The sequence below is a fragment of the Nonomuraea aurantiaca genome (assembly GCF_020215705.1).
GTDB lineage: Bacteria > Actinomycetota > Actinomycetes > Streptosporangiales > Streptosporangiaceae > Nonomuraea > Nonomuraea aurantiaca.
In genome coordinates, this window is record NZ_JAIWNB010000021.1 from 138,815 (window position 1) to 151,729 (window position 12,915).

Here is a 12,915-nt window from a genome sequence, read left to right on the forward strand (position 1 = left end):
GGTCTCGGTCGGAGAACACCGGGAGCCCGCTACTGGTTGCAGGTGCAGCGGGGACCGTCGAGGAAGTGCAGCTCGCCGTGGGCGAAGTCGAGGTGGGCGCGGCGGTTGAGCGTGGGGCACTCGGACGTGGCGATGTACTGGACGATGTCGTGCACCGCCCAGGCCGCGATGACCGTGTTGGTGGCGCCGAACGACCACGGCGTGGGGCCGTGCCCGCCCTCCAGCCGCCGCTCGCGCGAGAGCCCGGCCTCACGGGCGTGCTCGAAGCAGGGATGGCAGTGTCCCTTGCCGGGCGACAGCAGCGGCCCCCAGTGGCCGTGCTCGTGGGCGACCGCCGCGCGGCTCATGGCCACATCCCGTTCGCGGCACCACCGCCAGACCGTGTCGGCCAGCTCGGCGGGCTCGTCGGCGCCGAGGAGGACGAGGTCCGCGTGCGGCAGGCCGTCGAGGTCGGCCGCGCCGGCGACGCGCCGCCGTACAGGCACCACCTCGGTCTCCGGCGCGAAGTCGAGCAGCCGCGCGCGGAGCGCGTCGACCTTGGGCACGCCCACGTCCCTCGTCGTGTACGGCAGCTGCCTGTTGAGGTTGTGCAGCTCGACCACGTCGGGATCGACGGCCACGATGCGGCCGACCCCGGCGGCGCCCAGGTGCTGGGCCGCGACCGCCCCGATGCCGCCCACGCCGAGGAGCATGATCGAGCAGGCGGCGATGCGCGACTGGAGCTCGCGCGCGTCGGGGGCGAACAGCGTCAGATAACCGTGCTGGCGGGCGAGCCGGCCCATGGACTCGGCCGGCGACTGCGGCGGCTCCGAGGTGAGCCACCCCATGTGCGTCAGCGCCGCCACCAGGTCGGCCAGCAGCCGGTCCGCGTGGATCTCGCTGTCGTCGACGCCGTCCCGGAGCAGCGTGACCGCCTGCTCGACGCGGTCGAGGTCGCCCCGCAGCGATAATCCGTCACGTGAGCCGGTCGACAGGATCACCTGGTCGCCGGCGTTCGTGACGAGCACGGAGTCGACGAGCCGTCTCATGCACGCTCCCTAGGTGTCGAACCCATGGGTGTCCAGCCGCCGTCTTGCCTTGCTCGGTTTCCCCATCCTTGATGGCTTGACCGATCATGTCAAGATTCTGTTGAGTTCAGAAAAAGGGCGGGAAGGCGGGGCCGCGGCGCAGCCTCAGCTCGTTGAGCATCTGCTGGATGACCTCGCGGACGTGATCGGTGAGGTGGAACACCAGCACCGGATCGTCGGCGTCCGCCGCGTCGTACTCGTCGGTACGGATGGGCTCCCCGAACTGGATCATCCACTTCGACGGCAGCGGCACCAGGCCGAGCGGGCCGAGCAGCGGGAAGAGCGGGGTGATCGGCAGATAGGGCAGGCCGAGCAGCCTGGCCAGCGTCGGCAGGTCGCCGATCTTGGGGTAGATCTCCTCGGCGCCCACGATGGCCGTGGGCAGGATCGGCACCCCGGCGCGGATCGCCGACGCGACGAACCCGCCGCGGCCGAAACGCTGCAGCTTGTAGCGCTCGGAGAACGGCTTGCCGACGCCCTTGAACCCCTCGGGGAACACCCCGACGAGCTCGCCCTTGCGCAGCAGCCGGTCGGCGTCCTCGCGGCAGGCCAGCGTGTGGCCGGTCTTGCGCGACAGGTGGGCGAGCATCGGGAGCTGGTAGACCAGGTCGGCGCCGAGCAGCCGCAGCGGCCGGTCCGCCTCGTCGTGCAGCGCCACCTGCATCATCAGGGCGTCGACCGGCAGCGTGCCGGAGTGGTTGGCCGCGACCAGCGCGCCGCCCTCCTCGGGCACGTTCTTCAGATCGACGGTCTCGACCCTGAACCAGTGGTGGTAGAGCGGCCTGATCAGCTCCAGCAGCACCTTGTCCGTCAGCTCGGCGTCATAGCCGAACTCGTCGACCTCGTAGTCGCCGGTGATGCGCCGGCGGATGAAGGCCAGCAGCCTGGCGAGGGGCTCCGGCTCCTCGAAGGAGGGCGCCGAGCTGATGGGGATCACGCGGGCCTCGTCGTCCGGAACGCTCAATGCCGCACACCTCCGAGCGGATGCAGCCCCCGCGAGAGCAGAAAGTCGTCGAAAGCCGCTCCGGTGGTGAACTTGGGCTTCCAGCCCAGCTCGCTCTCCAGCCTGGAGCAGTCGACCGCCCGGCCGTAGCTCATCAGCCGGACCTGCTCGGGCGAGTAGTCGACCAGTCCGGCGCGGCGCGCGGCGTCGCCCAGCAGGCGGAAGGCGGGCTCGAACAGCGGCAGCGACGGCCGCCCCGCCCGGCGCGCGCACTGCGACAGCAGCAACACGCCTGCCCCGGCCACGTTGTACGTGCCGGGGTGGTCTTCGGTCGCCATCCGCCGCAGCACCTCGACGGCGTCGTCCTCATGGACGAACTGCAACCGCGGGTCGAAGCCGAACACGGTCGGCAGCACCGGCTGGGTGAAGTAGCGGGTGAGCGGCGAGTCGACGCCCGGACCCATGAAGTTGGCGAAGCGCAGCAGCGAGACCGTCATGTCGGGCCGACGGCGCGCGAAACCGCGCACGTAGCCCTCCACCTCGACCGCGTCCTTGGCGTAGCCGTGGCTGGGGCTGTCGTGCGGCTCCAGGTCTTCTGTGAACACCGCCGGATCCCGTGGCGACGAACCGTAGACGGCGGTGGTCGAGCGGACCACCACGCGCCGCACGGTCGCCGACCGCTGGCAGGCACCGAGCAACTGCATGGTGCCGATGACGTTGTGCTCCTTCATCACGGCCCTGCCCGCGCTCCGCGACGGAGCGCTGACCAGGCTCATGTGCACAACGGTGTCGATGTCGGCAGCCGCGATCACCTGGGCGATGTCGGGGCTGCGCAGATCGACCCGGACGAACTCCGTCCGGCCGAGGGAGATGCCGCCATCTCGCGTCAGCGAGGGGGGCGGCACGGTGTCCACTCCGATGACGCGACTGATGTCCGGGTCGGCGGCGAGCACGCTCGCCATCCGAGCGCCCACGTGGCGCGAGACCCCGGTGACGAGCACGGTGTGGGTCATCAGCGCCTCGCAGCTGCGTCTGTTACTTCTTGTTGCGCCGCTGGATGCGCGTCTTCTTGAGCAGCTTGCGGTGCTTCTTCTTGGCCATCCGCTTGCGGCGCTTCTTGATCACAGAGCCCACGGGACCCCCAGGTACTGATAGCAGATCTGAACCGATGCGCGAGCGCACACCGGATCACAGACTACCGGCGATCGGCTGTGGATCGCCCCCTGGGGGGTGAGCCCGGCCGCTCGGCGGCGGCCGGGCATCTCCCACGACGGCATTCACGGCGTGTGGCATACGCCGCTACCTCAAGTTCTACCCTGCCTCGATGTAGGCCTCCCGCAGATAGTCGTGGACCGCCTGCTCGGGCACCCTGAACGACCGGCCGACTCGGATGGCCGGCAGCTCGCCAGAGTGCACCAGGCGGTACACCGTCATCTTGGACACCCGCATGACCGTGGCCACTTCCGCCACCGTCAGGAACTTCACCTCACTGAGAGGTCTTTCGCCTGCACCCATCGGACGCCTCTTCCGCACGTGTTTACGGGTTATCCCCACTGGTGCCACTGCTCACGCACGTGTACTGCCGTCAGCGTAAGTCGGGACTCCGACAGCGCAAACCCCCTATTTTCTCAGCTGACGGAGCTACCTGTCAGCCAAACCAGCAAACTCGCTGGTTAACACCGGCTTGAGCACCTCGCCTGGACGTTGGAACTGTCCAACTTGTCACACATAAGAGTCGCCCAGCCCCCCTCAAAAGTTGGCAAAGGGACTGCGAGCCTCTTGGAATGCAGGCGCGAAAAGACGGTATGGGGATGACCGAATTGAACTCAAAGGGCCTGTGAGGCTCGTGTGACCAGATGGGCGATCAGCGGCCCGTAGTAGCGCGGTAGCACATTGTCATCCAGGGGTACGACCACGTCGATCTTGCCCTCGGCCTCGCCGAGGAAGAGCCCGGGGTCGTTGCTGTCGGCGAACGCCACTGTCGGCACACCCGCCTCTCCGGCCGCTCCCGCCCAGCCGTGGTCGGCGATGACGAGGTCCGGCGTGACCTCGCCCAGCACGGTCAGCATCCGCTCCATCGGGGCGGAGTCGTGGGTGTGCACGAACCCGCCCTTGTCGTCGAGCATGGCGATGTCCTGGAGGTAGCGGATCTTACGCGCGCGTCCGAAACCACGCCCGGAGTAGGTCCAGCCCTCGGCCGGCGTCAGCAGCGTCGCCCCGCGCTCGACGGCGAACCGGGCGAGCTCCAGGTGGACGGCCAGCAGGCCGGTGGGGTGCCCGGTGGCGAACAGCAGCCGCGGCTTGTCCCGCGACAGCACGCCGGCGATCCGGTCGGCCATGGCGTCGAGCGCGTCGATCGTCAGGTCGGGGTCGATGGTGTCCTGGCCCCAGCGGTGTCCCGCGTCGGCCTGCACGCCCGCCGACTTGGCCATCTGCGCGAGGACGTCCCGGAACGACCACGGCTGCTCGAGCGTCAGCCCCAGCAGGTAATAGGGATCGCGGTTGGCCACCGAGCTGTAATGGTCGAGATTGTTCTCGCGCGAAGTGGCGACCTCGCCGGCGATCCGGGTGCGGATCAGGTGTTCGCGGAGTTGGTCGCGGCTGAGCACAGCTCTCCCTAAGGCATCGGGTCGAGGCCGTGCAGGGGGAAGACCGCCTCTCGGGTCGCCATGACCGCACGGTCGATGGGGTCTGCTGGGTCATAACCACCAGACAGGGAGCGAAATTCCGGATTTCTGCCATCTGTCATGGTCAGCGGGGCCGTCTCACCCGTCCGCTCCCGTACGAACGCCCGCCAGGCCGGGGGTGTCTGGGTGGCCGGATCGAGCGGATGCCCGCACAGCTCGGCGATCAGGTGCGTCCAGGCCCGCGGCACCACCTGGACCAGCTCGTAGCCGCCCCCGCCCGTCGCGATCCACCGGCCGCCGGCCGTCTCGTGCGCCAGCCGGTGCAGGGCGGCATAGGCGGTGCGCTGCCCGTCGAGACTGAGCATCAGGTTGGCGAGCGGGTCGAGCGCGTGGCTGTCGCAGCCGTGCTGGGTCACCAGGATCTCCGGCCGGAACTCGCGCAGCAGCGGCGGCACGATCGAGTCGAAGGCCCGCAGCCAGCCCTCGTCTCCGCAGCCCGCGGGCAGCGCCACGTTGACCGCCGTGCCCTCCGCGCCCGTCTCCCCCGGGTAGCCGGTGCCGGGGAACAGCGTGCGCGGGCTCTCGTGCAGGCTGATCGTCAGCACCCGGGGGTCGTCGTAGAACAGCGCCTGCACGCCGTCGCCGTGGTGCACGTCGACGTCCACGTAGGCGATGCGGCCGACCCCCTGCGCGAGCAGCCAGGCGATGGCCAGCGCCGGATCGTTGTAGACGCAGAAGCCGCTGGCGTTACCGGCCATCGCGTGGTGCAGACCGCCGGCGATGTTGACCGCGTGCTCGGCCGTGCCCTCGAAGACCGCGCGGGCGGCCGCGAGCGTCGCCCCGGCGATGAGCGCGGAGGCGTCGTGTACGCCCTTGAAGGCGGGATTGTCGGACGTGCCGAGCCCCACGGACAGGTCGGCCCCACCGGAGGCGGAGACGCGCTTGACGGCCTCGATGTAGTCGCGCCGGTGCACCATGGCCAGCTCGTCGTCGGTGGCGGGCACACAGCCGACCACCTCGATCTTGTCCAGCACGCCGAGCTCGCGGGCTAGCGCCATCGTCAGCTCCACCCTGACAGGCGCCAGCGGATGGCTCGGCCCGAAATCGTAGGAAGTGAGAGCATCGTCCCAGATGGCCCGTGCCGTAGAACTCATTCCCGCTCCCGTCCCTCGCCCTTGGAGCGACGTTACCGCAGCGTCAACAGGCCGCGTCCATACGGTGACGGAGCCTGTTCCCAGGAAATATCATCGCTTTTCAATAAGTGCCGCATAGGGTTGGATCATGCGCTTCATGCGTCGCATCACGGCCGCATGGCGCTTCTTCAAGCGTCCGCGCGTCTTCGACATCACCCTGGTGGCCATGCTCTCCGGAGCCGCGACCATCGGCCTGATCGCCGTGCTGCTCCAGGGCTACCCGGATGTCGCCGAAGGCGCCGTCCTCTTCATCCTCAGCACGTTCCCGCTGCTGTTACGGCGGAGCCGGCCCGTCACGGTCGCCGCGATCGAGACCGCCGGCGACGTCTTCGGCACGGCCGCCGGCATCCTGACGACGGCCAACCTCTCCTCGGCGATCGCCTTCTACAGCGTGGGACGCTACACCCCGGGCAGGACCGCCGCGCTCACCGCCGTCGGCGGGGGCGTGGTCTACGGCCTGGCCAACCACCTGACCAGGCCGGTGCCCGGTTCCTGGATAGCCGGGTTGGTCTACCCGCTGGCCCCCATAGTGGTCGGCCAGTTCGTCAGAGTCCGCGCCGAACTCAGGGAGCGCGGCCAGCGGGAGGCCACCGAGAGCGCGGTCCGCGCCGAGCGGCGGCGCATCGCCAGGGAACTACACGATGTCGTGGCCCACCACATCAGCGTCATCAACGTGCTGGTCGGCGGCGCCAGGGCCACCCTGCCGCCGGGCGAGGCCGTCGCCCATGACGCCCTGGCCGGGGCGGAGCGGACCGCGCGCCAGGCACTGGCGGAGATGCGCCAGCTCCTCAACGTGCTCAGGGCCGACGACCCGGTCGGAGCCGGCGGCGTGTTCACCACGGACGGGCTGCTCAGGGTCGAGGGGGGCGCCGACGCCGCGACCGGGGTGGGCGCCGCCCGGCTGCCGGCGCTGGTCCAGGAGGCCGCGACCGCCGGGCTGCCGGCGAGCCTGACCGTGATCGGCGAGCCCGTCACGCTGCCGGCGGCCGTCGACCACGCGGTCTACCGGATCGTGCAGGAGGCGCTGACCAACACCCGCAAGCACACCGTGGGGGCGCGGGCCAGCGTCCGCCTGGCGTACGAGAGCGAGGCGGTCGAGGTGGAGGTCATCGACGACGGCCTGCCCGCGGCGGGCGGCCGGACCGCCCCGGCCCCGGGGTTCGGGCTGGACGGGATGGCCGAGCGCGTGGCGCTGTGCGGCGGCCTGCTGCGTACGGGCCCCCGGCTGGAGGGAGGCTTCCTGGTGCACGCCCGCATTCCCCTGGAGACGACATGATCACCGTACTGCTGGCCGACGACCACGCGCTGGTGCGCAAGGGCTTCCAGCTCATGCTCGACGCCCAGCCGGACATGCGCGTGGTGGGCCAGGCGGCCGACGGCGCGGAGGCGGTCGCGCTGTGCGGGCGGCTGCGCCCGGACGTGGTGCTCATGGACCTGCACATGCCGGGCCTGGACGGGGTACGCGCGACCGAACGCATCACCGCGGAGTTGCCCGGTGTGCGGGTGCTCGCGCTGAGCACGTTCGACCTGGACGAGAACGTGGTGGCGGCCCTGCGGGCGGGCGCCGCCGGGTTCCTGCCCAAGGACGTCTCCCCCGAGGAACTGGTCGAGGGCGTCCGCGTGGTCCACCGGGGCGAGTCCGCCGTGGCGCCGCGCCTGCTGACCCGCCTGATCGGCACGTTCGTACGGGCGTCGCGGCCGCGCGGCCGGGCGGCTCCCACGAAGCTGGACGGGCTGACCGAGCGCGAGCGCGAGACGCTCGTCCTGATCGCCCGCGGCAGGTCCAACGCGGAGATCGCCGAGGAGCTGGACGTCTCCCCCTCGACCGTCAAGAACCACGTGACGAACCTGTTCGCCAAGATCGGTGTCCGGGACCGGGCTCAGGCGGTGATCGTGGCCTACGAGGCGGCGCTGATCACCCCTGGAGAGTAGGAGCAGGGTCCCAGAGGCGGCGCCCGCGAACGGTCCTCCAGCAGGAAGAAACCCCGTTCCCGCACGGCCACGCTGGAGTCATGACCGCGATCCGGGCAACGCACCTGAGCAAGCGCTACGGCGGCACCGTCGCCGTCGCGGACCTGTCCTTCGACGTCGAACCCGGCCAGGTGACCGGGTTCCTGGGCCCCAACGGTGCCGGGAAGTCGACGACGATGCGCATGATCCTCGGCCTGGACCACCCGTCGGGCGGGTCGGTCCTCGTGGACGGCAGGCCGTACGGGGAGCTGCGGCACCCACTGCGTAAGGTCGGCGCGCTGCTCGACGCCAAGGCCGTGCACGGCGGGCGCAGCGCCCGCAACCATCTGCTGGCCATCGCGCAGACCAACGGCATCCCGGCGAGCAGGGTGGAGGAGGTGCTGGAGGTGGTCGGCCTGGCCAAGGTGGCCAAGCGGCGGGTCGGCGGGTTCTCGCTCGGCATGTCGCAGCGGCTCGGCATCGCCGCCGCGCTGCTGGGCGATCCGGAGATCCTGCTGTTCGACGAGCCCGTCAACGGGCTGGACCCCGACGGCATCCTGTGGATCCGCACGTTCATGCGGAAGCTGGCGGCCGAGGGGCGCACGGTGTTCGTCTCCAGCCACCTGATGAGCGAGATGGCGCAGACGGCCGACCACCTGGTGGTGATCGGCAAGGGCGCGCTGATCGCCGACACGAGCATGTCGGAGTTCATCGGGCGCAGCTCTCAGTCGTACGTACGGGTGCGCTCGCCCCGCCTGGCCGAGGTGGCCGATCTCATCAGGGTCGGTGACCTGCACGCCGATCACCTGCGGGTGACCGGGGTGACACCGTTGGAGATCGGCACGATCACGGCGCGGGCCGGGTTGCCGCTGGAGGAGCTGACGCTCGTCCAGCCCTCGCTCGAAGCGGCCTACATGGAGCTCACCAAGGACAGCCTGGAGTACTCATCATGATCGACGTTTTCCGCTCCGAATGGACCAAGATCCGCTCGGTCCGCTCGACGGTGTGGACCCTGGCCGTCACCGCCGTACTGATGCTGGGCTTCTCCGCCCTCGTCAGCGTCGCGGCCAAGAACATGGCCAACGGGCCGGTACCGGGCTCGCAGGTGATCGTGTCGAGCCTGACCGGGGCGATGATGGCCTCGATCGCCATGGCCACCCTGGGCGTTCTGGTGATCTCCAGCGAATACCGCACCGGCGGCATCCGCACCTCGCTCATGGCCGTGCCCCAGCGCATGCGCCTGCTGACCGGCAAGATCGTGGTGTTGGCCGCGGTGTCGCTGGTCGTCTGCCTGGTCGCGTCGGCCGGCGCGGTGGGCGTCGGCGTGGTGATCTCCCAGCCGCCGTCCGTCGAGATGGGAGAGGTGGCGCGGGCTTCGCTCGGGTCCGGTCTCTACCTGACCGCGTGCGGGCTGTTCGGGCTGGGGCTGGGCACGCTGATCAGGCACACGCCGGGCGCGATCGTGTCGGCCATCTCGCTGATCATGGTGCTGCCCACGGTCGCGAGCCAGCTCCCGGGCCAGTGGGGCAGGACCGTGGCCGAGTACTTCACCACGAACGCCGGCCTGCTGGTCGTGTCCGGCGAGAGCCGCGGCTCCCTGGGCCCGTGGAGCGGGTTCGCGGTCTACCTCGCCTGGGTGGCGGTCGCCGTGATCGCGGGCGCCGTGCTGATGCGGCGCCGCGACGCGTAACCGCGTCGCTGGGCGCGCCATTCAGCACGTCGCTGAGCGCGTCACTCAGCCAGTACGTCACTCGGCGCGGAGGGCGATGACCGGGTCCAACCGGCCGGCCCTCCGCGCGGGCGCGACGCCGAAGAACACGCCCACCGCCGCCGAAACCCCGAACGCCAGCGCGACCGACCACCAGGTGACCGAGGCGGGCACCGGCGTGAGCGCCTGGATGGCGAGAGCGCCGCCGACGCCGAGCAGGATCCCGATGACCCCGCCGATCGTCGTCAGCAGCACCGCCTCGATCAGGAACTGGGTCAGCACGTCGCGCTGCCTGGCCCCGAGCGCCTTGCGCAGCCCGATCTCGCGGGTCCGCTCCCGGACGCTGACCAGCATGATGTTGGACACGCCCACGCCGCCCACCAGCAGCGAGATGCCGGCGATCGCGGCCAGCACGCCGGTGAGCATGCCGAGCACGCTGCCGATCGTGCCGAGCAGCTGGGTCTGCGTGACGGCCGAGAACTTCTCCCCCGGATACCTGTCGGTCAGCGCCGCCACGACCCGGCTCTGCAGCGGCCCGATCTCGTCGGGCCCCGACGCGCCGACCGCGATGCCGTTGACCCTGGCGATGCCGAGCAGCCGCTGGGCCGTCGTCACCGGGATGTGCACCTCCTGGTCGCGCGAGACCCCGAAGGTCTGGCCGATCTTGGCGTAGACGCCGACGACCCGGAACCGCGCCCCGGAGATCGTCAGCTGCCGCCCGATCGGATCGAGGTCGCCGAACAGCTTGTCGGCCACCTCCGAGCCGAGCACGGCGACCCGGCGCCGGGTGTCGACGTCGGTCCCGCTCAGATGGCGGCCCTTGTCGAGCGGGCGGTCGAAGATGTTGGTGAGGTTCTGGTCGGTGCCGACGACGGTGACGAACGCCTCGGTCCCGCCGACCCGCACGGTCTCGCCCGACTGGAGCGAGACCGTCACCTTGGCCGGGTCGCCGACCACGCGCCGCACGTACGCGACGTCGGCCAGGTTGAGCTTGCTCTGGGTCGGCGCCGCGCCCACGGTGAGCCGGCCCGGGACGACCAGGATGATGTTGGTGCCGAGGCCGGAGATCTCCTTCTCCACCGCGTCCTTCGCGCCGGTGCCGACGGCCACCAGGATCACCACGGCGAGCACGCCGATGACGACCCCGAACATGGTCAGCACGCTGCGCATCCGGTTGACCCGCAGCGCCTCCAGCGCCATGCCGAACGCCTCGCGCCCCCTCACCCCGCGCCGCCGCCGTCCCTCTGCTCGGTCTCCCCTGTTCCGGTACGGTCGGCGGTGTCCAGCTCGATCAGCCCATCGCGTACGTGGATCTGCCGCCGGGCGTGCCCCGCGACCTCCGGCTCGTGCGTCACAAGCACCACGGCCACCCCGCTGTCACTGTTGAGCCGGTCGAGTATGGCCATCACCTCGGCGCCGTTGCGGGTGTCGAGATTGCCCGTCGGCTCGTCGGCCAGCAGCACCTTCGGCTCACCCACCAGCGCCCTGGCGATGGCCACACGCTGCTGTTCGCCGCCGGACATCTGCGAGGGCCGGTGCTCCATCCGGTGGCCCAGACCCACCGCCTCCAGCGCGGCCCGCGCCCTGGTCCGGCGCTCGGCCTTGCCGACCCCCCGGTAGACCAGCGGCAGCGCCACGTTCTCCAGCGCCGTCGTCCTGGCCAGCAGGTGGAACGACTGGAACACGAACCCGATGGTCTTGTTGCGCAGCTCGGCCAGCTGGGTGTCGGACAGCTGGGACATCTCCACCCCGTTCACCCGGAGCCGCCCGGAAGTGGGCCGGTCGAGGCAGCCGAGTAAGTGCATCAGCGTGGACTTGCCGGACCCGGACGGCCCGATGATGGCCACGAACTCGCCGCGGCCGATGCGCAGCGACACACCGCGCAACGCCTCCACGGCGACGCCGTCGAGCTGGTAGCGCCTGGTGAGATCCACGGCTTCCAAAGCGGCGTCCGACGCGGCGGCGGTCATGGCAGCCGCTGCCCTTGCCGGACCGAGTCCGCGCCCTTGACCACGATCCGGTCACCGACCGACAGTCCGTTCAGCACCTCGACCACCGCCTCTCCCTGGGCGCCGAGCTTGACCACGCGGCGCTCCGCCGTACCGTTCCTGACCACCCAGACCACGCTCTCGCGCCCGCTGGAGACGATCGCCGAGGCAGGGGCCGCGATGGCGGCGGGCGACTCGCGGACCGTCAGCCGCGTCACCGCGCTCATACCCGGTTTGGGGGTGGGCGCCGCGGCGCCGTCGTCGAACCGGCCCGCGCCGAGCGTGAGCTGCACCGGGTAGCTGACGCCGCCCGTCGTGCCGGGCATCGGCGTCACGCCGACGCCCGTCACCCGCGCGGTGTAGGCCGCGCCGGGGACCGCGTCGAGCTCGACCGCGGCCCTGGTGCCCTTCTTGACCAGCAGCACGTCGGTCTCGTCGATGTCGGCGGAGAGGGTGAGCTCCGAGATGTCCGTGACGGTGACGATCGGGTCGCCCGCCGACACGGGAACACCGGTCGCCACCGGCGTGCCGCCGCTCGCCGAACCGCCGGAGGTGTCGGCGGGCAGCTGCTGGCCGCCGGTGGGCAGCTGGCTGAGCAGGCCGTTCAGGCTGCTCGCGGCGCCGCCGCCCGAGGGCCGGCCGAGCGTGATCACCCCGCCGAACGGCGCCTTGACAGTGAGCGACTTCACCGTGCTCTCCGCCGCCTTGACCGCGGCCTTCGCCTGGGACTTGGAGGCCGCCTGCAACGACGCCATGGACGACGTCAGCCCGCCGAAACCGCTGGTGACCCCGGCCAGCACGCTGTTGATCGACCGGTTGAGCTGCGCGGTGATCGACTTCAGTGCCCTGGTCTGCGCCTTGTGCTGGGCCTCGGCCAGGCCGATGGCGCTGAGCAGCTGCCTGCGGGCCTGGGCGTCGTCGATCTTCTTCGCCTCCCTGCGCGCCCTGGCGAAGTGCCTGGCCACCTTGCGGTCGAACGCGCCGGTGTCGAAGGAGGCGAGCCGGACGTTCGGGCGGCCCAGGGTCGGGGTCGCGGGCGCGGCCGACTTCGACGCCCGCCGGGCCTGTTTGAGCTGGTCCTGGGCCTGCGGCGAACGGATCTTGGCCACGATCTGGCCCTTGCGCACGTGGTCGCCCTCGCGTACGTACAGGTGGGCGATGGTGCCCTGGGCGGGCGAGCGGAGGGTGGCCGTGGCGCGGGCGCCGATGGTGGCGGGCGCCTCGACGACCTCGGTGACGGGGGCGCGCTTGACGTCGGCCAGTTGTACGGCGGCCGGTGCCTCGGCCGAGCAGCCGGTCAGCGCGAGCAGGACGAGCAGCGGGGGGATGCCGCGACGGATCGTCACCCGACCCATCGTAGGAGCAGGGTGCCCGGGGTGGCTTGGGCCTCCCGAACTCGGCCGGACGCACTCCGGACCCAGCCCGGACGCACTCCGGAC

Annotated in this window: 14 protein-coding genes; 4 read left to right on the forward strand and 10 right to left on the reverse strand. The window is 70.9% G+C overall.

What is annotated here, in order from left to right:
• Positions 1-29: 29 nt before the first annotated feature.
• The 7 genes from LDL49_RS38525 to LDL49_RS38555 all read right to left on the reverse strand — a co-directional run bounded on the left by LDL49_RS38525 (position 30) and on the right by LDL49_RS38555 (position 5,791).
• Positions 30-1,028, reverse strand: a complete 999-nt coding sequence (locus LDL49_RS38525; protein WP_225298987.1) for a HesA/MoeB/ThiF family protein — start codon at positions 1,026-1,028, stop codon at positions 30-32.
• A 106-nt stretch (positions 1,029-1,134) separates the two neighbouring features.
• Positions 1,135-2,031 carry a lysophospholipid acyltransferase family protein gene (locus tag LDL49_RS38530; protein ID WP_263656030.1) on the reverse strand — a complete coding sequence of 299 codons (897 nt, stop codon included), beginning with the start codon at positions 2,029-2,031 and terminating at the stop codon, positions 1,135-1,137.
• Positions 2,028-3,023, reverse strand: coding sequence for an NAD-dependent epimerase/dehydratase family protein (locus tag LDL49_RS38535; RefSeq protein ID WP_225298989.1), 996 nt, complete (start codon positions 3,021-3,023; stop codon positions 2,028-2,030). The genes LDL49_RS38530 and LDL49_RS38535 overlap by 4 nt, the downstream gene beginning before the upstream one ends.
• 22 nt (positions 3,024-3,045) lie before the next feature.
• On the reverse strand, positions 3,046-3,144 hold the full coding sequence (locus LDL49_RS38540; RefSeq protein WP_018654693.1) for a 30S ribosomal protein bS22: 99 nt from the start codon (positions 3,142-3,144) through the stop codon (positions 3,046-3,048).
• Between the two features lie 177 nt (positions 3,145-3,321).
• Entirely contained in the window at positions 3,322-3,525 is a 204-nt protein-coding gene (locus LDL49_RS38545; RefSeq protein ID WP_026214222.1) for a helix-turn-helix domain-containing protein, read from the reverse strand.
• Positions 3,526-3,836: 311 nt separating this feature from the next.
• Complete coding sequence (locus LDL49_RS38550) at positions 3,837-4,619, reverse strand: phosphatase (protein ID WP_225298991.1); 783 nt, start codon at positions 4,617-4,619, stop codon at positions 3,837-3,839.
• Positions 4,620-4,627: 8 nt separating this feature from the next.
• Positions 4,628-5,791, reverse strand: a complete 1,164-nt coding sequence (locus tag LDL49_RS38555; protein ID WP_225298993.1) for an acetoin utilization protein AcuC — start codon at positions 5,789-5,791, stop codon at positions 4,628-4,630.
• Between the two features lie 136 nt (positions 5,792-5,927).
• Here LDL49_RS38555 and LDL49_RS38560 point away from each other — a divergent pair, with 136 nt between their 5' ends.
• The 4 genes from LDL49_RS38560 (at position 5,928) to LDL49_RS38575 (ending at position 9,470) form a co-directional block, all read left to right on the forward strand.
• On the forward strand, positions 5,928-7,106 hold the full coding sequence (locus LDL49_RS38560; RefSeq protein WP_225298995.1) for a sensor histidine kinase: 1,179 nt from the start codon (positions 5,928-5,930) through the stop codon (positions 7,104-7,106).
• Positions 7,103-7,762, forward strand: a complete 660-nt coding sequence (locus LDL49_RS38565; protein WP_225298997.1) for a response regulator — start codon at positions 7,103-7,105, stop codon at positions 7,760-7,762. Before LDL49_RS38560 ends, LDL49_RS38565 begins: the two co-directional genes overlap by 4 nt.
• An 80-nt stretch (positions 7,763-7,842) precedes the next feature.
• Positions 7,843-8,733: an ABC transporter ATP-binding protein gene (locus LDL49_RS38570; protein ID WP_225298999.1), complete on the forward strand. Its 891-nt coding sequence runs from the start codon at positions 7,843-7,845 to the stop codon at positions 8,731-8,733.
• On the forward strand, positions 8,730-9,470 hold the full coding sequence (locus LDL49_RS38575) for an ABC transporter permease (protein WP_225299001.1): 741 nt from the start codon (positions 8,730-8,732) through the stop codon (positions 9,468-9,470). The genes LDL49_RS38570 and LDL49_RS38575 overlap by 4 nt, the downstream gene beginning before the upstream one ends.
• Positions 9,471-9,527: 57 nt before the next feature.
• On the opposite strand, the gene LDL49_RS38580 is transcribed toward LDL49_RS38575, so the two are convergent.
• From LDL49_RS38580 to LDL49_RS38590, 3 genes are read right to left on the reverse strand one after another with little or no spacing between them, the layout of a single operon-like run.
• The gene (locus LDL49_RS38580) at positions 9,528-10,712 is read right to left on the reverse strand and encodes an ABC transporter permease (RefSeq protein WP_225299003.1); all 1,185 of its coding nucleotides are present in this window, start codon (positions 10,710-10,712) and stop codon (positions 9,528-9,530) included.
• On the reverse strand, positions 10,709-11,458 hold the full coding sequence (locus tag LDL49_RS38585; protein WP_225299005.1) for an ABC transporter ATP-binding protein: 750 nt from the start codon (positions 11,456-11,458) through the stop codon (positions 10,709-10,711). The genes LDL49_RS38580 and LDL49_RS38585 overlap by 4 nt, the downstream gene beginning before the upstream one ends.
• Positions 11,455-12,822, reverse strand: a complete 1,368-nt coding sequence (locus tag LDL49_RS38590; RefSeq protein WP_225299008.1) for an efflux RND transporter periplasmic adaptor subunit — start codon at positions 12,820-12,822, stop codon at positions 11,455-11,457. Before LDL49_RS38590 ends, LDL49_RS38585 begins: the two co-directional genes overlap by 4 nt.
• Between the last annotated feature and the right edge of the window lie 93 nt (positions 12,823-12,915).